This is a genomic window from Modestobacter sp. SSW1-42, from assembly GCF_046635825.1.
Classification (GTDB): domain Bacteria; phylum Actinomycetota; class Actinomycetes; order Mycobacteriales; family Geodermatophilaceae; genus Modestobacter.
Genome location: NZ_JBISCA010000004.1, coordinates 120,019 through 139,240, shown reverse-complemented (window position 1 = coordinate 139,240; position 19,222 = coordinate 120,019). Strand labels below are relative to the sequence as shown.

Annotated in this window: 16 protein-coding genes and 1 tRNA gene; 6 read left to right on the top strand and 11 right to left on the bottom strand. The window is 74.9% G+C overall.

Going from position 1 to position 19,222, the window contains the following annotated elements:
* Window positions 1-21 precede the first annotated feature (21 nt).
* Together ACGBYP_RS14965 and ACGBYP_RS14960 are read right to left on the bottom strand one after the other, a co-directional pair.
* Entirely contained in the window at window positions 22-630 is a 609-nt protein-coding gene (locus tag ACGBYP_RS14965; RefSeq protein ID WP_411585402.1) for a hypothetical protein, read from the bottom strand.
* The gene (locus ACGBYP_RS14960; RefSeq protein ID WP_411585401.1) at window positions 630-2,330 is read right to left on the bottom strand and encodes a PHP domain-containing protein; all 1,701 of its coding nucleotides are present in this window, start codon (window positions 2,328-2,330) and stop codon (window positions 630-632) included. Before ACGBYP_RS14960 ends, ACGBYP_RS14965 begins: the two co-directional genes overlap by 1 nt.
* Window positions 2,331-2,538: 208 nt before the next feature.
* Between ACGBYP_RS14960 and ACGBYP_RS14955 the strand changes: the two genes are divergently transcribed.
* The 3 genes from ACGBYP_RS14955 to ACGBYP_RS14945 are packed head-to-tail and all read left to right on the top strand — an operon-like array spanning window position 2,539 to window position 4,458.
* Window positions 2,539-3,108 (top strand): TIGR00730 family Rossman fold protein, encoded by a 570-nt coding sequence (locus ACGBYP_RS14955; protein ID WP_411585400.1) that lies wholly within the window; start codon window positions 2,539-2,541, stop codon window positions 3,106-3,108.
* Window positions 3,109-3,148: 40 nt separating this feature from the next.
* The gene (locus tag ACGBYP_RS14950) at window positions 3,149-3,328 is read left to right on the top strand and encodes a hypothetical protein (protein WP_411585399.1); all 180 of its coding nucleotides are present in this window, start codon (window positions 3,149-3,151) and stop codon (window positions 3,326-3,328) included.
* Between the two features lie 11 nt (window positions 3,329-3,339).
* Complete coding sequence (locus ACGBYP_RS14945) at window positions 3,340-4,458, top strand: NAD(P)/FAD-dependent oxidoreductase (RefSeq protein ID WP_411585397.1); 1,119 nt, start codon at window positions 3,340-3,342, stop codon at window positions 4,456-4,458.
* Between the two features lie 116 nt (window positions 4,459-4,574).
* Here ACGBYP_RS14945 and ACGBYP_RS14940 read toward each other — a convergent pair whose 3' ends face one another.
* The 4 genes from ACGBYP_RS14940 to ACGBYP_RS14925 form a co-directional block, all read right to left on the bottom strand.
* Entirely contained in the window at window positions 4,575-5,600 is a 1,026-nt protein-coding gene (locus tag ACGBYP_RS14940) for a GGDEF domain-containing protein (RefSeq protein WP_411585396.1), read from the bottom strand.
* Between the two features lie 106 nt (window positions 5,601-5,706).
* On the bottom strand, window positions 5,707-6,609 hold the full coding sequence (locus ACGBYP_RS14935; RefSeq protein ID WP_411585395.1) for a hypothetical protein: 903 nt from the start codon (window positions 6,607-6,609) through the stop codon (window positions 5,707-5,709).
* Between the two features lie 402 nt (window positions 6,610-7,011).
* Window positions 7,012-7,098, bottom strand: a tRNA-Ser gene (locus ACGBYP_RS14930).
* Between the two features lie 316 nt (window positions 7,099-7,414).
* Window positions 7,415-9,238 carry a hypothetical protein gene (locus ACGBYP_RS14925; RefSeq protein ID WP_411585394.1) on the bottom strand — a complete coding sequence of 608 codons (1,824 nt, stop codon included), beginning with the start codon at window positions 9,236-9,238 and terminating at the stop codon, window positions 7,415-7,417.
* Window positions 9,239-9,608: 370 nt separating this feature from the next.
* Between ACGBYP_RS14925 and ACGBYP_RS14920 the strand changes: the two genes are divergently transcribed.
* Window positions 9,609-11,402: a helicase-related protein gene (locus ACGBYP_RS14920; protein ID WP_411585393.1), complete on the top strand. Its 1,794-nt coding sequence runs from the start codon at window positions 9,609-9,611 to the stop codon at window positions 11,400-11,402.
* Between the two features lie 90 nt (window positions 11,403-11,492).
* Here ACGBYP_RS14920 and ACGBYP_RS14915 read toward each other — a convergent pair whose 3' ends face one another.
* The 5 genes from ACGBYP_RS14915 to ACGBYP_RS14895 all read right to left on the bottom strand — a co-directional run bounded on the left by ACGBYP_RS14915 (window position 11,493) and on the right by ACGBYP_RS14895 (window position 16,372).
* On the bottom strand, window positions 11,493-11,651 hold the full coding sequence (locus ACGBYP_RS14915; RefSeq protein WP_269177671.1) for a hypothetical protein: 159 nt from the start codon (window positions 11,649-11,651) through the stop codon (window positions 11,493-11,495).
* 2 nt (window positions 11,652-11,653) lie between these two features.
* Window positions 11,654-12,700, bottom strand: a complete 1,047-nt coding sequence (locus tag ACGBYP_RS14910; RefSeq protein ID WP_411585391.1) for a class E sortase — start codon at window positions 12,698-12,700, stop codon at window positions 11,654-11,656.
* 104 nt (window positions 12,701-12,804) lie between these two features.
* The gene (locus ACGBYP_RS14905; RefSeq protein ID WP_411585390.1) at window positions 12,805-13,638 is read right to left on the bottom strand and encodes a MaoC family dehydratase; all 834 of its coding nucleotides are present in this window, start codon (window positions 13,636-13,638) and stop codon (window positions 12,805-12,807) included.
* Complete coding sequence (locus tag ACGBYP_RS14900; RefSeq protein ID WP_411585388.1) at window positions 13,635-14,975, bottom strand: 3-oxoacyl-ACP reductase; 1,341 nt, start codon at window positions 14,973-14,975, stop codon at window positions 13,635-13,637. Before ACGBYP_RS14900 ends, ACGBYP_RS14905 begins: the two co-directional genes overlap by 4 nt.
* Before the next feature lie 113 nt (window positions 14,976-15,088).
* Window positions 15,089-16,372, bottom strand: a complete 1,284-nt coding sequence (locus tag ACGBYP_RS14895; RefSeq protein WP_411585386.1) for an acetyl-CoA C-acetyltransferase — start codon at window positions 16,370-16,372, stop codon at window positions 15,089-15,091.
* 90 nt (window positions 16,373-16,462) lie between these two features.
* Here ACGBYP_RS14895 and ACGBYP_RS14890 point away from each other — a divergent pair, with 90 nt between their 5' ends.
* A complete protein-coding gene (locus ACGBYP_RS14890) occupies window positions 16,463-17,101 on the top strand; it encodes a TetR/AcrR family transcriptional regulator (RefSeq protein ID WP_411585385.1) in 639 nt (212 codons plus the stop codon).
* Between the two features lie 9 nt (window positions 17,102-17,110).
* A complete protein-coding gene (locus tag ACGBYP_RS14885) occupies window positions 17,111-19,153 on the top strand; it encodes an acyl-CoA dehydrogenase (RefSeq protein ID WP_411585384.1) in 2,043 nt (680 codons plus the stop codon).
* Window positions 19,154-19,222 lie beyond the last annotated feature (69 nt).

Genomic DNA, 19,222 nt, shown 5'->3' with positions numbered 1-19,222 from the left:
CGGCGGGTCGTGCTCGACTGCTCAGTGCTCGCCACCGCAGCACTGGTGGGGCGACTCGATCTCGAAGGGCTGCAGCAGCCCCCCGGCGACCGGTTCGACCAGGAGCGTCAGCTCGCCGTCCTCCCAGCGCGGGCGGACGAAGCCGTGGGGGCCGGTCTCGACGACCGCGGTGTCCGCCACCGGGCCGTAGAGCCCGCGGACCCGGTCGATGCCGGTGGTCGCGACCAGGTCGGCCACCGTGAGCCGCCCGCGCACCGAGGCCAACCCCGGGAAACGGACCGCCCGACCGGCCGATCCCGCACCGGCCTCGGTCAGCGCCGTGCGCGCCGGCGCCGAGGCGTCGTCGGCCTCGTCGCCCGGGGTGAGCACCGGCCCCGACAGCGCCGCGGCGAGCGCCGCCCGGGTCGCCGCCGGGTCGGCCGGCTCCCCGGTCAGCCGCAGCGCCACCCCGATCCTGACGCCGGTCCGGGAGCCCGGGGCGGGCCGGTCCTCGTGGAGACAGACCAGCTCCGCCCCGGTGCCCGAGCCGGCGAGCGCCTCGTCGACGGCGGCCAGCAGGTGGGCGTCGGTGACCAGGTCGGCCGCCGGCACCCCGCCCCACCAGGTCGCCGTTGCCGGAGACGCCGTCATCAGATCGCGTCGACGAAGACCGGGTTCGCGTAGAACCAGAGGTCCTCCCACGGGTTGGCGTCGCCGATGACGTCGATCGGCGGGTTGCCGTTCGCGTCCAGCTGCTTGCCGTCGCTGCCGCGCAGCCGCAGGTAGAACGAGCGCTCCACGTTCTTGAAGGTGTGCTCGAACGTGAACGTCGCCCGGCCGGTGCCGACCTCGAAGGTCTTGGCGACGGCGGTCTCCGGGGCGCGGAAGACGTCCCGGTCGGCCACCGGGCCGGTGACCGCGCCGGTGATGACGTCGATCTTGGCGAGCTTCGGCACGTCGCCGTTGGCGTTGGCGCCACCGGCCACCTTGACCGTGATGGTCACCGTGACGTCGCCACCGCGGCGGACCCAGGTCCGGCCACCGAGGGTGACGCCCTGCGGGTCGCCCTGCTCGGCCGAGCGGACCCGCACGTCCAGGCCCTCGATGAGCCGGCCGTGCACGGCGACGATCTTGCCGGCCTGCAGGCCGCGCATGACGTCGACGTAGCTGCGCTGGCCGGCCATGACCATCGTGTTGCTGTACTGGCCGGGCCAGAAGTCGCCGTACTCGGTGATCGGGCGGCCGGTGTCGACCGCGTTGCCGCGGGTGCCGTTGGCGTTGTAGTCCAGCGGGCCCTGCACGCGGGTGTCCCGGAAGACGCGGTGCGAGTCGGAGGTGGCGGTGACCCACCACGGCTTGCCCTCGGCGAGCAGGGAGTCCCAGAGCCCACCGACGGTGGCGGTCATCCAGTCGAAGCCACCGAAGGTGCGGTAGGACTCCGGCGGGTACGGCGCGAACCGGTCGGCGCGGGTGCCGGCGTTGTCGTAGTAGCCACGGCCACCGCCGGGGCCGCCCTGCGAGGTCGGGATGCCGGCGGCCTGGTGACCGGGGGCGCCCTCCATGCCGACGGCGACCGAGGGGGCCGCGTCGCGCCAGTTGCGGATCTCGTGCGGGCTGTCGATGCCCTGGCGAGCCGGGTGGTTGGCGAACATCAGCGCGATCTCGGTGCGCTTGTTGCGGACCTGGTTGTCCAGGTACTTCAGCGCCTCGACGGCGTAGGGCTCGACGTTGCCGGTGACCCCGTTGGCCGAGAGCACGCTGCCGTCGTAGCCGGCCTCGAAGGCCTTGAGGATGTCGACGGTGGAGTTGCCCGGGGGCAGCATCACCGTGGCGTGCTCGGCGTTCGGGATGTTCCACTCGAGGCCCTGGTAGATCAGGGTGTCGGAGAAGACCTTGCGCGCCTGGGCGATCTCCGGGGTGATCTTGTCGATCGAGAGCTTCTGGTGGGCGACACCACCGTGGTCGGTGATGACCATCCAGTCCAGGCCGTACTGACGGCCCCGGCGGATCTGCTCGGCGACCTCGTACTGCGCGTCCGAGGAGTACTTGGTGTGGATGTGGTGGTCGCCGGAGAGGTACTTGGCGCCCGGGGTCCACGGGTTGACCGACGTGCCGGCGGCGGCGTTGGTGCCCGCGGCGGCCGCGACGCCCTGACCGAGGCCGGAGGCGGTGGCCCCGATGCCGGCGGCGGCACCGGCGACGACGGCCGCGGTGGCGAGGAACCCGCGACGCGAGACTGACAACGGGTCGTCGGCGTCCGGGTCGGCCCAGGTGCCCTCGGCGCCGTGGACGTGCCCGTGGTCGTGCTCGTGGTGGTGGTGACCGTGGTCGTGGTCGTGGTCGTGGCTCATCGACTCGCTCCCGCATCGTCGTCCGTGCATCTGTCGCGCCGACTCTGCGGTGCAGGTCCCACCAACGGGTGACCCTGAGGAGAGCATCAGGCGAACAGCCGGGTGCCCCCGGCCCGCCATCGCACACGACTCTGGGAGCGACGGACGCGGGGTACGGCGCCCCGCCGCGCCGCCGGGGCGCGCGGACCGCTCGCCCTAGGGTCGGGCCATGCGCATCGCCGTCTTCACCGGTTCGCACGCCGGCCCGCCCGCCCACCAGCAGGCGGCCGCGACGTTCGCCGGCGACCTCGCCCGCGCCGGCGTCGGCATCGTCTACGGCGGCGGGGACGTCGGCCTGATGGGCGTGGTCGCCGACGCCGCGCTGGCCGCCGGCGGGGAGGTGGTCGGGGTGATCCCGCAGCACCTGGTCGACGACGAGGTGGCCCACCGCGGGCTGCCCCGGCTGGAGGTCGTGCAGACGATGCACGAGCGCAAGGCGGTCATGGCCGACCTCTCCGACGCCTTCGTCGCGCTGCCCGGCGCGGCCGGCACCCTGGAGGAGCTGTTCGAGGCGTGGACCTGGGGGATGCTCGGGCTGCACGCCAAGCCGGTCGCGCTGCTCGACGTCGACGGCTTCTGGCAGCCGCAGCTGGCCCAGCTGCGCCGGATGGTCGAGGACGGCTACCTCGACGCCGCCCGGCTCGAGGCCCTCGGCGTGGTGCAGGACGCGGCCGGGCTGCTGGACTTCGTGGCCGGCTACGTCCACCCGGCCCGGAAGTGGACCGCGCCCCGCGGCTGAGGCCGGTTGCACACCGGGCTTCCTGGGCACGGCCCCTCCCATGCGACTCAAGCGGACCCTCGTGGCGCTCGCCATCGCCGGCAGCACCGTGCTCACCGGCTGCGGCGGCTCCAACACCGACCTCCAGCGCGGCGAGACCAACTGCGACGCCGGCAACGACACCAACAGCCAGGACCAGAACTGCAACCCGGGCACCTCGACGCCGGCCAACAACACCTGAGCCCCGCCGCGGTGGACGCAGCCGACGTCGTCGTCGTCGGGGGCGGCCCGGCCGGTGCGGCCTGCGCGGCCGCGGTGCGCCGGGCCCGTCCGGACGCCGACGTGCTCGTGCTGGACCGGTCGGCGTTCCCGCGGGACAAGGTCTGCGGTGACGGCATCGCGCCCGAGGCCCTCGACGTCCTCGCCGGCCTCGGCCTCGACGTCGGGGCACTGACCGCCGGGTACCCGACCGTCCCGCGGCTGCGGCTGCACGCCCCGGGCGGGACGACGGTCGAGCGCGCGCTGCACCGGCCCTCGTCCGTGGTGCCGCGCGCGGTGCTCGACGGCCGGCTGCTGGCGCAGGTGCTCGACACCGGCGTCCGGTTCCGGCGGCACACGGTGCGCGAGGTGACCGTGCACCCCGACCACGTGCTGGTCGACGGCGCCATCCGGGCCGGGGTGCTGGTCGGCGCGGACGGCGCGGAGTCCGTCGTCCGGCGGGCGCTGGGCCTGGCCGGCAACCCGCCGGACCGGCTGGCGATCGCCATCCGCGGCTACGCGCCGGTGCTGCCCGGCAGCGAGGGCGTGCAGGTGGTGGCCACGACCGAGCAGCGCTGGCCGGCGTACTCGTGGTCGTTCCCGCTCGGCGACGGCCGGGCCAACGTCGGCTACGGCGAGCTGGTGTCGGGCGGGGTCACCCGCGCGGAGCTGGTCGCCGGCCTGCACCGGATGCTGCCCGGGGTCGAGCCCGAGGGGCTGCGCGCGCACCGGCTGCCGCTGTCGACCGGGCGTCCCCGGCTGCCCGACGGCCGGGTGCTGCTGGCCGGCGACGCGCAGTCACTGATCAACCCGCTGACCGGGGAGGGCATCTTCTACGCGGTGCTGTCCGGGGCGCTGGCCGGGGAGGCCGCCGGGCACGGAGCGCAGGCCGGCCAGGTGCACCGGCAGCTGCTGCGCCGGCGGCTGGGCGCCCACCTGCGCTCGTCCGGGATCGCCTCGCAGCTGAGCCGGTGGCCCGCGCTGATGGCGGCCGTGGTGCGCGCGGCCGCCGCCGACCAGCGGGCCTTCGACGACGTCGTCGCCCTGGGTCTGGCCGACGGGCGGCTCACCGCCCGCACCCTGGCCGGCGCCGTCCGCGGCCTGCGGCGGTGACCGGTCCGCCGTCCAGATCTGGATCAGGTTCCCTGATCAACGTCTGTCCCCCTGCACCAATGCTGGTGGTGGAGGACAGCTTCTGATCAGGGGACCTGATCACCGTCGCGGAGCCGTCAGAGGACCTCGGCGACGCGGACCTGGTCGCGGCCGGCCCGCTTCGCGGCGTACAGCGCGGAGTCGGCGGCGGCGTAGAGCTCCTCGAGCTGCTCGGCGTGCGAGGGCGCGTGGGCCACGCCGAGGCTGACCGACACCGCCAGCAGGGTGCCGTCGCGCAGCTGGAGCGGCGCCGCGCGGACGGCGTCGAGCACCTCGGTGGCGCGCCGGGCGGCGACGTCGGCCGGGCAGTCGGGCAGCAGGACGGCGAGCTCGTCGCCGCCCATCCGGCTGAGGACGGCGTCCCCGGGGCGGACCACCGAGCGCAGCACGCCGGCGATGTGCACCAGCGCGTCGTCGCCGACGGGGTGGCCGTACCGGTCGTTGATGGACTTGAACGAGTCGATGTCGACCAGCACCAGGGCGGTGCCCTGCGGCCGGGTCTGCGTGACCAGCGCGTGGGTCAGCGCCTCGTCGAGCACCCGGCGGTTGACCAGCCCGGTGAGCGAGTCGACGGTGGCCTGCTCCTGCAGCATCGTGACCAGCCGGTCCTGGGTCTCCCCGGAGCGCACCAGCATCTGCGCCATGACGATGAGCACCGCCCCGAAGAAGCTCAGGTCGCTCACCGCGTGACCGACCGGCTCCAGGTGGAACAGCACGACCGCGTCACCGACGAGGGCGGCCACGGTGACCACCCGGACGGCGGCCCGGCGCAGGTGCACCCCGGCCCACAGCACCGGGAAGGCGAGGAACGCCTGCCCGCCGGCCGAGGGGTCGCTGGTGATCCAGTTCATCCCGCAGCACAGCACCACGCCGATCAGCGCGATCAGCAGGTAGCCGCCGCGGCGGTCGATCTCCTCGGGCGTGGCGAACCGGTAGGTGACGGCCAGCCCGGTCAGCAGCACCGCGGTCACCCAGGAGGCGACGATCCCGGCGGTGGTCGTCGCGTTGGGGCCGAACAGCGAGAAGACCAGCATGGTGACAGCGCTGACCAGCAGCACCAGGACGGCGGTCCGGGCTGCGGCCCGCGGGTCCCGGGCCCTCATCGACTGCAGCAGCTGCACACCCCCTGATCGGCCTCCCGGTGGCGGAACTGCGCGGTTGCGGCCGGCGGGCCACCCCGTGCGGGTGAGGCCCCGGCGGCCGGCCGCGTCAGCGCGCGGGCCGCGCGTCGATCACCAGCGAGCAGCCCGCCGAGCCGACCGGGGCGACCAGGAAGCCCAGCGTCTCGAGGCACTGGGCGACCGCGGCGTTCATCGTCCGCTGCACGGCGGTCACCGCGTCGGCACCGCGCACCTGGTCGCGGCTCATCCGGTCGTGCTGGTGCCAGCTGACCAGGACGCCGTCGCACCCCGGTTCCGGGGTCAGGCACACGCCGCCGGCCGCACCGTCGCCGGCGCAGTCGTGCACCGGGAGGCCGGACTCGACCAGCGCCGCGGCGACCTCCACCACCAGGGTCACCATCGGGTCGTCGTCGTCCATCCGCTCGTCCCACTCCTGCGGCAGCCGGTCGAGCTGGTCGCCGAGCTCGGCCAGCCAGGCCAGCTCCTCGGGGGTCTGGCGCCGCGCCACCCCGCCGTCCGGACGGCGCACGCCGTACAGCGCGTGCACCGGTGCGCCGGCCGACTCGCAGACCAGGGCCCACTCGGCCGCCACGCGGTCGGCGAAGGGCCCGGAGAGCACCCGGTGCTCCCCTTCGGTCACCAGCCACCACGCCGGGGCCGCACCCTCACCGAGGGGCAGGCCGGCCGGGCGGGCCTGCGGCAGCGTGGCCACGCTCCCCATGGCCTCCAGGGCGCGACCGGCGGGCGCCGGGTCGGTGAGCTCCGGCACGCGACCGGCCGGGGCGGGCGCGCCGTCCCCGGCGGACGGCGCTGCGGCGGCCGGGACGGTGGCGGGGACGACGGCGGACGCCGGCTCGGGGACCTGCGGGAGCGGCTGCTGCACGCGGTTGCGCTCGCTCTCGTACCGCGCGGTCGAGCTGCGGCCGAGCGCGACCACCAGACCGGCGAGGAGGAGGAAGCCGAGTCCCGCGACGGCGGGCCACAACAGCATCACCGCCCACCCGCCCGCGCGGGCAGGGGCGGCTGGACCAGCGACCGGTCGGCGTCGTCCGGGGCCGGGCGGGTGCGCGGTGCGGGCTGGGGCACGCGGCTCTCCTCGGTGTCCGCCGCGGCGGGAAGTGCCGCGGACAGCCGAAAGGTAGGGCGGCGCCGGGTGCGACGAGGACCTCCGGACGACACCCCGGACCCTCGCGTCACCCAATCGTTGCGGGACGCCTCCCCGCAGCCGGTGACCGCCCTGCCGGAGGTCAACGAGTCGACAGGACGACCCGGGTGACCTGGGCTTTCACGGTGACCGTGCGATCTGAGCGGCTGCGGCGGTCGATGACCTCCGGAGCCCGGGGCGCGGTCGGCGTGGCGCGCGGGCCGGTGTGCCGGGCGACGTGCGCGGGAGCGGAGGGCGTGGGATTCGAACCCACGATGGGTGTAACCCCATAGCGGTTTTCAAGACCGCCGCCATCGGCCACTAGGCGAGCCCTCCTGGCTGCACGGACGCGTCGCCGCCCCCGTGCCGCTGCCGGCTGATGCTACGGACCGGGGTCCGGGCGGCGCCCTGCGGGCCGCAGTTGGCTGTTGCCCGCGTCACGACCGGGCGACGGTCCGCGGAGACCTCCGCAGCGAGGCCGGCGCGGCGGATCTACCGGCCGGCCGCGAGCCCCGCGGCGCGACGCCCCCGCACACGCGCCCGAGACGACGGCCCGGGGGTCACGCGGCGAGGCACCTGCCCGCAACGGGCTCCGGCCCCGCCCCGCGGATGCGGGACGGGGCCGGAGCGGCGAGCAGGTGGTGCTGGTGGGTCAGGCGGCCTGACGACGACGGGAGACGACCAGCAGGCCGCCACCGGCGATCAGGGCCAGCGCACCGGCGCCGGCGAAGGGCAGCGCCGAGAAGCCGGTCATGGCCAGCACGGCGGTGCCACCGGAGACGGTGACCTCGACGACCAGGACCCGCGGGTTGCCGTTGACGTCGACGCCGGAGGCCACCAGGTGGTGGGTGCCGTTGGCGAGGTCCTTGGGCAGGGTGACCGTGGCGCTGAAGGTGCCGTCGGCGAGCACGGTGGCGGTGCCGAGCTTGACCGGCGTGGAGTAGACGACCAGGTCGACGGTGGAGCCGGGCAGGAAGTCCTTGCCGCTGATGGTGATCTGCTCACCGGCGACGACCTTGCCGTCAGCGTCACTGCTGGTCAGCGTGCCATCGGCCTTGGGGAGCGAGGAGGCGACGGACGAGGCGAGGACCGGCCCGACGGTGATCCAGTCGGAGCTGCCGAGCTTGTCACCGGTGGCGTCCAGGGAGTGCACGCTCAGGGAGTAGGTGGTGCCGGGGACGGCGGGCATGGCGCAGGAGGTGCCCAGCGCAGCGGTGGGCTGGCACTCGATCGAGCCGGCGCTGCTCTGCGCGCCCTCGGGGGCGCCGACGACGACGTAGCCGGCGACCTCGTCCGTGATGGCCGGGGGCGTCCAGCTCACCTTGATGGAGGCCGGGCCGGCGACGGCCTTGACGTCCCGCGGGCCGGGGACGGCGGTGCGGCCGGTGAGGGTCTCCGAGGCCTCGGTCACGCCGTTCTTCGTCGTGAAGCGGAAGGAGACCGAGTAGGTCGCGCCCGCCTCGAGGCCGGTGATCGTGCCGGAGTACTGGAAGTCCTGCATGTTCTCGGTGGCGACGCCCTGCCAGGTCGCGCCGCCGTCGAGGGTGTACTCGACGCCGGTCACCGGGTTCTCGGCGTCCAGCGTGGTGATCCAGAGCTGGAACTCCAGGCCGTTCTCCACGCCGGAGACCCAGTTCGCCTGCGGCGCGCCGGTGACGTACTCGTGGTCCCCGTCGGAGTCGCCGTTGCCGGAGTCGCCGGGGGTCTCGGTGCCGGGGGTCTCGGTGCCGGGGTCGGTCGTGCCCGGGTCGGTGGGCTCGGGGAGCGGCGTCTCGCAGGGGACGACCGTGCCGGAGACGCGCGCGCCGTCGGCGAGCGGGCCGCCCAGGTCGAAGCCGTCCGGCGCGACGTCGACGCCGCCGCCGGAGCCACCGGTGTCGGGCTCCTCCTGGTTCGAGCCACCCCTGCCGCCGTGCACCGAGACCATGATCTCACCGTCCAGGCTGATCGAGGTGACACCGCCGCCACCGCCGCCCCAGCCGTCGACCTCGTTGCCGATACCGGGCTGCCCGCCCTCGGCGCCGCCGGTGCCGCCGGCACCCGCGACGGCGGGCGCGGGGACGACCGACTCGTCCGCGGGGTCGGCCACGACCTCCTCACGGGGCGCCGTGGCGTTGCCGCCGTCGGCCCCGATGGCGAAGACGTACTCCTGACCGGCCTCGACGAGGGTGGTCCCCGACCGGCTGTGGCCCGGGACCTTGACGCCCATGCTCGAGCTGCCCCCGACCGCGGCGTTGACGTCCCACTCGACGCCGCAGTACCCGGTCGGGATGACCAGGCCGGTCGCGTCGAAGACGTCGTAGGAGGTGTCCTCGCCGTCGTACGGGGCGCTGCTGGTGAAGGTGTAGCTGCCACCGTCGGGCTGGAAGTCGGCGGCCGAGGCGACGCCGGTGACGCTGAGGACAGCGGTGGACAGGCCGATGGTCGTGACGGCCAGCAGGCCGGCGGCACGACGGGTCGGGGAGGAGAAGCGCACGTCGAACTCCCTTGGGGAGATGGTGCCCGGAACGCCGGGCTCGTCACCCGGAGGTCCGGGCGCTGGGGGCACTCGACCACCGCACGACCACCCCGCCGCGCGCCGCCGAGCCGATGGTGCGTCGCGTTATCGAAACGTGATGTGTGCACATCCGTGCAGATCACGGGCAGGATGTGACTACGAAACGAGACCAGTCCGGATCTTTGGCCTTGATCGCCGGGCAGATTCTTCCTAAAATCCCGCTGGGAGCCGTCTGGTCGTCAGGTAGGGCATGATGACGAGGACGGCGGCGTTCCACTCCGTGTAGGTCCGCGCCCACGCGCGTCGACCTCCTCCCGCCTGCCCCAGCCTCGAATGGACCTGCCTGCCTGTGACCGTCCCCCCGCACGCCCCCGCTCGCCGCCGCGAGCGCTCCGCCGCCCGCCAGACCGCGGCCCGTGACGCCGACCGCACCGCCGCGCGCGACGAGAAGCGCGCCCAGCAGATCTGGGTCGACGGCGCCGCCCCCGAGCTGCCCACCCGCGCCACCCGGCCCGAGAAGGTCGTCTTCCACCTCGGCCCCACGAACTCCGGCAAGACCTACGAGTCGCTGCAGGCGCTGGCCGCCACCGGCTCGGGCGTCTACGCGGCCCCGCTGCGCCAGCTCGCGCACGAGGCCTACGCCAAGCTCTCCGCCCAGCTGCCCGCCGGCACCGTGGGCCTGTCCACCGGTGAGGAGGAGATCGACCCCTTCGCGCCGATCGTCTGCTGCACCGTGGAGAAGGCCCCCGACCGCGGCGAGATGCTCGTGCTCGACGAGTCGCACTGGGTCACCGACCCCGACCGTGGCCACCACTGGGCGCGGCTGCTGCTCACCGGCGAGTACCGCGAGATGCACCTGATCTCCGCCGCCGAGGCCTACCTGGTGCTCAAGCCGCTGGTGACCGACGCCCAGCAGGTGCAGGTCGTCAACCACAAGCGGCTGTCCCGCCTCGACGTCCTGCGCTCCCCCGTGCGCGCCGAGGGCGTGAAGCCGCAGACGCTGGTCGTGGCCTTCTCCCGCAAGACCGTCTACGCCGTCGCCGCCGAGCTCGACCAGCACCGGCCGGGCAAGGTCGGCGTCCTGTACGGCGCGCTGCCCCCGGCCACCCGGCGCGACGTGATCGACCGGTTCACCAAGGGCGAGCTCGACGTCCTGGTCACCACCGACGTCATCGGCCACGGCATCAACGTGCCGGCCACGACGGTGCTCTTCGCCGACACCACCAAGTTCGACGGCCAGGAGCTGCGCCCGCTGCGCACCTGGGAGGTCGCCCAGATCGCCGGGCGCGCGGGCCGCTACGGCCTCACCGGTCACGGTCAGGTCGGCATCCTGATCGGGGTGGCCGGGCTCAAGCCGGTCGGCGCCCTGGTCGGGGCCGGCGCCGCCGTCGCCCGCGGCGACGAGATGAGCGACCTGCCCAAGCGCATGCCGCGACTGCGCCCCGAGCTCGAGGACCTCGGCGCGCACGAGGCCGTCGACCTGCCCGAGGCGCTCATGCGCTGGTCGGCCTGGGCCCGCGCCGCGACCCGCGACGAGGGCATGACCGCCGACGACGTCACCAGCCTGGTGCTGCGCGTGCACGCCCTGCTGCCCATGCTCAAGGGGCCGCTCGGTGAGGCCGGCGACCTGCAGACCGTCTGGCGCCTGGTCAACCTGGCGATCGACTACAACCCGCCGCGGCGCACCCGCTGGCTGGTGCTGGCCCGCGCCGCCCTGCAGCACGCCATCGGCCTGCCGGTGCCGGTCGAGACGATCCTGCCGGAGTACCCGGTCAAGGGCACCGTCGAGGACTACGAGCAGACCGCGGCCGCGGCCCGTGACGCCCAGACCCTGCTGCGCCAGTTCCCCGGCGTCGCCGGTCTGGACAGCGACGACGCCGCCGACCTCGAGGACGCCTGCGCCGAGACGATCACCGAGCTGCTGCCCGACGCGATCGCCATCGGCCGCTCCGGCAAGTGCGTCGAGTGCGGCACGTCCATCGCGCCGTGGTTCAGCACCTGCCGCCCGTGCAGCGCCGGCCCGGCCAAGGGCCGCGGCCCGGGCCGCGAGGGCGCTCCCCGCGAGGGCGCCGGCCGGAAGTCCCGCCCCGGCTCACGCTCGGGCTCCCGCCAGGGACGCCGCCCCAGCCGCAGCGGCCGCTGACCTCAGCAGCCCCAGGACCCCGCCGTCCCCCGGCCCCGTCGCAGGGGCCCGCGCCACGCGGAGCGTGGCGTGGGGGGCGACGGGGTCCTTCTACTGGTCGACGGTGACGTCGTTGAAGGGCAGCCGGGGCTCGACGTACGGGAAGACGACGAACAGCAGGAGCGCCACCACGGCGAGCACGAGCACCAGGGCCAGCACCGCCTTGCTCGCCGTCGGGCCGGGCAGGTGCCGCCAGATCCAGCCGTACACGGTCAGCCCTCCTGGAGTGCCGGCGGGCCGTCGGGCGCCTCGGCCTTGCTGATGGCGCCACCCTCGAGGACGGCGTGCACGATGAGCCGCTGCCGCGCGGAGTACTTGGGGTGGCAGGTGGTCAGGGTCAGGTACGCGCCTGCCGGTGCGGACGCCTCGTTGCCGCCGGGCACCGGGGCGATCACGTCGACCCGGTCCGGGGTGACGATCTGCTGGCCGGGCACGCCGTTGGCGTCGACGCCGTAGTCGGTGGTGCCCGGCGTGCCGAGGACCCGGTAGACGTACCAGCTCGAGGCGGTCTCGACCACGATCGGATCGCCGGGCAGCAGCTTGTCGGCGTCGAGGAACGGCGACCCCTTGCCCACCCGGTGCCCGGCCAGGGCCAGGTTGCCCTGCTGCCCGGGCAGCGCGCTGCCCACGTAGTGGCCCGGCCCCTGGGACAGCTCGTCCTCGGTGGTGCCCTCCAGGACGACCTTCTCGTAGTCCTCGCCCAGCCGCGGGATGTGCACGACGGCTACCGGCTGCCCCACCGGCGGAGCCACCTGGTCCGCGGCGGGGTCGGCCGGTGCGGCGTCCCACTGCTCGTGGATCTGGGCGCTGAGCTGTCCCTGCGTCCGGTCGTTGAGGAAGTCGGTCACGTAGACCTCGTAGAACACGAACAGCATCACCACCAGGCCGGCGGTCACCAGCAGCTGGCCGACGCCGCGCACCGCGACCTGCCACAGCGGGTCGCGCGGCCGCCTGCCGTCGTCCTCGGGGACGTCGTCCCAGCGGTCGTCGTCCCAGCGGTCGGTGTACCGGTCGTCCTCGTACGGGTGGGCGCCGTACGGGTGGGCGCCGTACGGGTCGACGTGCTCGAGCCGGACGTCGGTCGCGGTCGCGTCCCAGCGCTGGTCGGTGTCGGCCGCACCGCGGGTCACCGGGCGCGCGGCGGGCGCCCGGCCCGGCACCGGGGGCAGCCCCCGCCGCAGCGGCCGGCCCGGCTCGGACACCAGGTCCCAGCTCTGGGTGCGGTCCTCGTCCTCGCGCCGACCACGGATCGGGTCCACGGTGCCCCTCCCCCGGTTGTCCGCGCCGCACGGTGACGGCTGCACGCCGGAGAGGAGCCTAGGCGAGGCGGAGGAGTCCGTCCGGCTGCACCACGCGGGACGGGTCAGGTGGGACGGACGGTGCCCACCAGGTGCTCGACACCCTCCCGGCCCCGGACGGCGAGGTCCCAGCCGGCGCCGGCGCGGGCGGTGGCCAGCTCGACCGTCGAGGGCAGCAGCAGGGGCTTGCGGAAGGCGACGTCCACGGTGAGCGCGTCGGGCAGCCGCCCGGACAGCGCCGCCAGCGCGCGGGCCTCGACCCACAGGCCGTGCGCGATCGCCCGCGGGAACCCGAACGCCCGCGCGGTCAGCGCCGACAGGTGGATCGGGTTCACGTCGCCGGAGACCCGGGCGTAGCGCCGTCCGGCGTCGGCGGGCACCCGCCACCGCGCGCTCGTCCGCTCCAGCGCGCCCACGCGCACGTCGACGTCGGACTCGGGGGCGCCGTCGGGCGCGCTCGCCCCGCGGGCCAGGTAGGTCGAGCGCCCCCGCCACACCTCGGTGCCACCGGCCGAGACCGCCGCGCACAGGTCGACGGTCGCGCCCCGCCGGTGGGTGGCGAACCGCTCGGCCCACACCTCGACGTCCAGCGGCTCACCGGTGGCGATCGGCCCGGTCGTCGCGATCTGCTGCCGCACGTGCACCAGCCCGGGCAGCGCCAGCGGGAACGCCCGCTCGGTCATCAGGGCGGTCTGCAGCGGGAAGGCCAGCAGGTGCGGGAAGGTCACCGGCAGCGCGCCGGTGAGCGGGAAGCCGCAGACGGCGGAGTAGGCGGCCAGCCGCGCCGGGTCGACGGTCACCCCTTCCCGGGCCAGCCGGGTGCCGGGCAGCTCGCCGCCCCGGCCGCGCGCGGTGAGCGCCGCCGTGACGAACAGCCGGGGCAGCGACGCCGTCGTCATGCGCCGACCAGCGACTGGCCGCAGACCCGCACGACCTGGCCGTTGACCCCGGCACTGGCCGGCTGGGCCAGCCAGGCGATGGTCTCGGCGACGTCGACCGGCAGCCCGCCCTGCTGCAGCGAGTTCAGCCGCGCACCGACCTCCCGGGTGCCCAGCGGCATCTTCGCGGTCATCTCGGTGACGATGAACCCGGGCGCGACGGCGTTGACGGTGGCCCCGCGGGCGGCGAAGGCGGGCGCCCAGGCGCGCACCATGCCGATGATCCCGGCCTTGGACGCCGCGTAGTTGGTCTGCCCGCGGTTGCCGGCGATGCCCGACTGCGAGCTGACGCTGACCACCCGGGCGCCGGCCTTCAGCGCGCCCTCGGTGTCGAGCAGCGCCTGGGTCAGGTCGAGCTGGGCCTGCAGGTTCACCGCGAGCACCGCGTTCCAGCGGTCGGCGTCCATGTTGACCAGCAGCTTGTCGCGGGTGATGCCGGCGTTGTGCACGACCACGTCGGCGCCGCCGTGCCGGGCGACGAGCTGGCGGGCCAGCCGGGGGCCGGCGTCGGGGGCGGTGATGTCCATGGCGACCGCCGTCCCGCCGACCTCGTTGGCCACCGCGGCGAGGGACTCCCCCGCCGCCGGGACGTCGACCAGCACCACGTGCGCACCGTCGCGGGACAGCACCCGGGCGATGGCCGCGCCGATGCCGCGGGCGGCGCCGGTGACCACCGCGGTGCGCCCGGCCAGCGGGCGGTCGTCGTCCTGCGCGCTCGGGACGTCGGCCGCGGTGAGGGTGAGCACCTGCCCGTCGACGTAGGCCGACCGGCCGGAGAGGAAGAACCGCACCGGGCCGGCCAGGCCGTGCTCGGCGCCGGCGGGGACCAGCACCAGGTTCGCGGTCGCGCCGGCCCGCAGCTCCTTGGCCAGCGAACGGACCAGACCCTCCAGCGCCTGCCGGGCCGCGGCCTGCGCGGGGCTGTCGGCCTCGGCCGGCGGGTCGGCGAGCACCAGCACCCGGCCGCTGGGCGCGAGCCGCTTCACCGCCGGGCCGAGCAGCGCGTGCGCCGCGGCCAGGTCGGCGGGGCCGGTGAGCCCGGTGGCGTCGAGCAGCACGGCCGACAGCCGCTCGCCCTCCGCCTCGGGGCTGCTCACGGTGACCCCGGCGTCGATCAGCAACCCGGCGAGCTGCTCCTGCAGCCGGCCCTGCCCGGCCGCGCCGACCACCGCGGGGCCGGGCAGCAGCGGCTGACCCGGGGAGTACCGGCGCAGCTCCACCGGCCGGGGCAGGCCCAGCTGCTTGGTGATCGTCGCGCCGAGGCCGGAGTTGGCGAAGTCGCGGTACCAGTCGCTCATGTCGTCGTCCTTGCGTCGGTGGGTGCGCGGGCCGGGATCAGGTCACCTGATCGTGCGTGCTCCGAGCTCACGGCAGGAGGTGAGCCCGGAGCACGCACGGTGAGCCAGGAGGATCAGGACTCGAGGATCGCGACGACGCCCTGGCCGCCGGCGGCGCAAATGCTGATCAGCCCGCGCTTGCCGGGCCCGGCCTCGGCGAGCAGCTTGGCCAGCGTGGCCACGATCCGCCCGCCGGTCGCGGCGAACGGGTGCCCGGCGGCCAGCGAGGACCCTGCGACGTTGAGCTTCGACCGGTCGATCGCGCCCAGCGGGGCGTCCAGGCCGAGCGTGTCCTTGCAGTAGGCGGCGTCCTCCCACGCCTTGAGCGTGGCCAGCACCGTGGAGGCGAAGGCCTCGTGGACCTCGTAGAAGTCGAAGTCCTGCAGCGTCAGGCCGTTGCGGGCCAGCAGCACCGGGACGGCGTGCACGGGAGCCATCAGCAGCCCCTCACCGCCGTGCACGTGGTCGACCGCCGCGGTCTGCGCGTCGACCAGGTGGGCGAGCACCGGCAGCCCGCGCTCGGCGGCCCACTCGTCGCTGGCCAGCAGGACGGCCGAGGCCCCGTCGGTGAGCGGCGTGGAGTTGCCCGCCGTCATCGTGGCGTCGGCGCCCGTGCCGAACACCGGCTTGAGCTTGGCCAGCTTCTCCATCGAGGTGTCCGGGCGCAGGTTGTTGTCGCGCGCCAGGCCCAGGTACGGGGTGACCAGGTCGTCGAAGAAGCCGCGCTCGTAGGCGGCGGCCAGGTTGCGGTGCGAGGCCAGCGCCAGCTCGTCCTGCTCGGTGCGGCCGATCTCCCACTGCGCGGCGGTGACCGCGGCGTGCTCGCCCATCGACAGCCCGGTGCGCGGCTCGGAGGTGCTCGGCACGGACGGCGACAGGTGCCCGGGCCGCAGCCCGGTGAGCGCCTTGAGCCGCTGCTGCACCGTCTTCGCGCGGTTGAGCTCCATGAGCACCCGGCGCAGGTCCTCGTTCACCGCGACCGGGGCGTCGGAGGCGGTGTCCACGCCGCCGGCGATGCCCGACTCGACCTGGCCGAGGGCGATCTTGTTGGCGACCAGCACGGCCGCCTCCAGCCCGGTGCCGCACGCCTGCTGGACGTCGTAGGCCGGGGTGGCTGCCGACAGCCGGGAGCCGAGCACGGCCTCGCGGGTGAGGTTGAAGTCGCGGGAGTGCTTGAGCACCGCACCGGCGACGACCTCGCCGACCTGCTGGTCCTGCAGCCCGAAGCGGGCGACCAGCCCGTCGAGGGCCGCGGTGAGCATGTCCTGGTTGCTCGCCCGGGCGTAGGTGGAGTTGGCGCGGGCGAACGGGGTGCGGTTGCCCCCCACGATCGCGGCCTGGCGGGTCTGCGCTGCCATCGAGGACCTCCGTTGGTCTCCGGCCATCTTCGCGAACATGGCCCTCACGGGTGGTGGGCGGTACTCAAAGTACCAGGTACCGTTCGTGCCGTGGACGCTCCGACGACGCAGCCGCGCGACCGGCGCAGCTCGCGCTGGGACGAGCACCGCCGCGCCCGGCGCGAGCAGCTGGTGCAGGCCACGCTCACCGCCGTCGGCAAGCACGGCGCCGGCGTCGGCATGGACGAGATCGCGGCCGAGGCGGGCACCAGCAAGACCGTCGTCTACCGGCACTTCACCGACCGCAACGAGCTGTACGTCGCCGTCTGCACCCGGGTCGCCGAGCAGCTGACCCGCAAGCTGCGCGAGGCCATCGGCAGCAGCGACCACCCGCGCGAGATGGTCGCCGCCGCCGTCGAGACCTACCTGCACTTCCTGGAGGCCGACCCCGAGGTGTACCGCTTCGTGGTCTCCCACCAGCTCCCCACCGACGGCGACGACCCGCTGACCAGCCTCTCCGACCTCGTCGGCGACGAGCTGGGCGCGCTGGTGGCCGCCGCCCTGCGCAACGCCGGGCAGGACACCGCCGCCGCCGTCCCGTGGGGGCACAGCGTCATCGGCGGTGTCCGGGCCGCCGCCGACTGGTGGCTGCGCGCCGACCGCCCGATGCCCCGCACCCAGCTCGCCGCCTCGCTGACCGACCTGGCCTGGGCCGGGCTCGGCGGCGTCGTCACCCCGCGCACACCCTGAGGAGGAGAGATGACCGGCAGCCCCGCACTCCAGCCCGTCGACCCGCGTGTGGTCCAGCAGGTGCTCGACGGCCGCTGGGCGCACGTGCGCCAGGACGCCCGCGACCAGCTGGGCACCGCCGAGTACGCCGTCGTCCACGGGGAGTCGATGGCCGAGGCGCGGGCCCGGGTCACCGGCCTGGCCGCGAAGCTGGCCGCCACCGGCCAGGTGGGGCTGGCCTTCCCGGCCGCGTACGGCGGCTCGGACGACGCCGGCGGCTCGGTCGCCGCGATCGAGATGCTCGCCTTCGCCGACCTGTCGCTGATGGTCAAGGCCGGCGTGCAGTGGGGGCTGTTCGGCGGCGCGGTGCAGGCGCTGGGCAACGCCCGCCAGCACGAGGCGTACCTGCCGGCGATCCTGTCCTTCGACCTGCCCGGCTGCTTCGCGATGACCGAGACCGGCCACGGCTCCGACGTCCAGCAGCTGCGCACGACAGCCACCTACGACCCCGCGACGCAGACCTTCGACCTGCACACCCCGCACGCCGCGGCGCGCAAGGACTACATCGGCAACGCCGCCCAGGACGGCCGGATGGCGGTCGTGTTCGCCCAGCTGGTCACCCAGGGGCAGGGGCGGGGCGTGCACGCCTTCCTGGTGCCGATCCGGGACGCCGACGGCTCCCCCGCGCCGGGCGTGACCATCGGCGACGACGGCTCCAAGGCCGGGCTGCTCGGGGTCGACAACGGCCGGCTGGGCTTCGACCACGTCACGGTGCCGCGGGACATGCTGCTGGACCGCTACGGCCAGGTCGCCCCCGACGGCACCTACAGCTCCTCGATCGAGAACGAGACCCGGCGCTTCTTCACCATGCTCGGCACGCTGGTGCGCGGACGGGTCAGCGTCGGCGGCTCGGCGTCCTCGGCGGCGAAGGTGGCCCTGGAGATCGCCGTCCGGTACGGCGACGTGCGCCGGCAGTTCGCCGCCCCCGGCGAGGACCGCGAGGTCGTGGTCAACGACTACCTCGTGCACCAGCGCAAGCTGCTGCCGGCGCTGGCCCGCACGTACGCGCTGGCCTTCGCGCAGGAGGAGCTGATCTGCACGATGCACGACGTGCTCTCAGCACCCGAGCCCGCCGACGAGTCCGTGCAGCGGGAGCTGGAGTCCCGGGCCGCCGGGCTCAAGGCGGCGCAGACCTGGCACGCCACGGCCACCGTCCAGCTGTGCCGCGAGGCGTGCGGGGGCGCGGGCTACCTGGCGGAGAACCGGCTGCCGGGCCTGCGGGCCGACGTCGACGTCTTCACCACCTTCGAGGGCGACAACACGGTGCTCATGCAGCTGGTCGCCAAGGGCCTGCTCACCGGTTACCGGGACGCCTTCGGCTCGCTCGACGGCTGGGGCCGCGCGCAGTTCGTCGCCGACCAGGTGCGGGAGACCGTGCTGGAGCGCACCGCCGCCCGCGGGCTGATCCAGCGGCTGGTCGACGCCGTCCCCGGGCGGGACGAGGAGGTGTCGGTGCTCGACCGCGGCTGGCAGCTGCGGGCGTTCGAGGACCGCGAGCAGCACGTGCTGGACGGCGCCGTGAAGCGGCTGCGGAAGAACGCCGCCACCAAGCGCGACCGCCCGTTCGACGTCTTCAACGACGTGCAGGACCACGTGCTGGCCGCCGCGCAGGCGCACGTCGACCGGATCGTGCTCGAGGCGTTCGTCGCCGGCATCGAGCGCACCCCCGACGCGGCCGCGAAGGCGCTGCTCGGGCGGGTGTGCGACCTCTACGCGCTGACCACCATCGAGGCGGAGAAGGGCTGGTTCCTGCAGCACGGCCGGCTCACCCCGGCCCGGGCCAAGACCCTGACCAGCGTGGTCAACGACCTGCTGCGCGAGCTGCGGCCGCACATGCGCACGCTGGTCGACGCGTTCGGCACCCCGGAGGCCTGGCTCAACGCCGCGCTGTTGGACGAGGAGCCGGTCCGGCAGGCGGAGATGGCCGCGCACGACGCCGCCCTGCGCCGCGCCGGCGACGAGCCCCAGCAGGCGGCCACCGCCACCGACCTGGCGGTCGCCCCCGCCCAGTGACGTCGTGGGAGCGAGCGGGGGCCACAGGCTGCCAGCCGGGTCGACCCGGTCCACCGGACGTCGAGCCGC

What these genes read in the sequence shown, in the direction of transcription:
- ACGBYP_RS14965 (WP_411585402.1), bottom strand. Translation starts at nt 630, where the DNA reads ATGACGGCGTCTCCGGCAACGGCGACCTGGTGGGGCGGGGTGCCGGCG.
- ACGBYP_RS14960 (WP_411585401.1), bottom strand. Translation starts at nt 2,330, where the DNA reads ATGAGCCACGACCACGACCACGACCACGGTCACCACCACCACGAGCAC.
- ACGBYP_RS14955 (WP_411585400.1), top strand. Translation starts at nt 2,539, where the DNA reads ATGCGCATCGCCGTCTTCACCGGTTCGCACGCCGGCCCGCCCGCCCAC.
- ACGBYP_RS14950 (WP_411585399.1), top strand. Translation starts at nt 3,149, where the DNA reads ATGCGACTCAAGCGGACCCTCGTGGCGCTCGCCATCGCCGGCAGCACC.
- ACGBYP_RS14940 (WP_411585396.1), bottom strand. Translation starts at nt 5,600, where the DNA reads ATGAGGGCCCGGGACCCGCGGGCCGCAGCCCGGACCGCCGTCCTGGTG.
- ACGBYP_RS14935 (WP_411585395.1), bottom strand. Translation starts at nt 6,609, where the DNA reads ATGCTGTTGTGGCCCGCCGTCGCGGGACTCGGCTTCCTCCTCCTCGCC.
- ACGBYP_RS14905 (WP_411585390.1), bottom strand. Translation starts at nt 13,638, where the DNA reads ATGACGACGGCGTCGCTGCCCCGGCTGTTCGTCACGGCGGCGCTCACC.
- ACGBYP_RS14900 (WP_411585388.1), bottom strand. Translation starts at nt 14,975, where the DNA reads ATGAGCGACTGGTACCGCGACTTCGCCAACTCCGGCCTCGGCGCGACG.
- ACGBYP_RS14895 (WP_411585386.1), bottom strand. Translation starts at nt 16,372, where the DNA reads ATGGCAGCGCAGACCCGCCAGGCCGCGATCGTGGGGGGCAACCGCACC.
- ACGBYP_RS14885 (WP_411585384.1), top strand. Translation starts at nt 17,111, where the DNA reads ATGACCGGCAGCCCCGCACTCCAGCCCGTCGACCCGCGTGTGGTCCAG.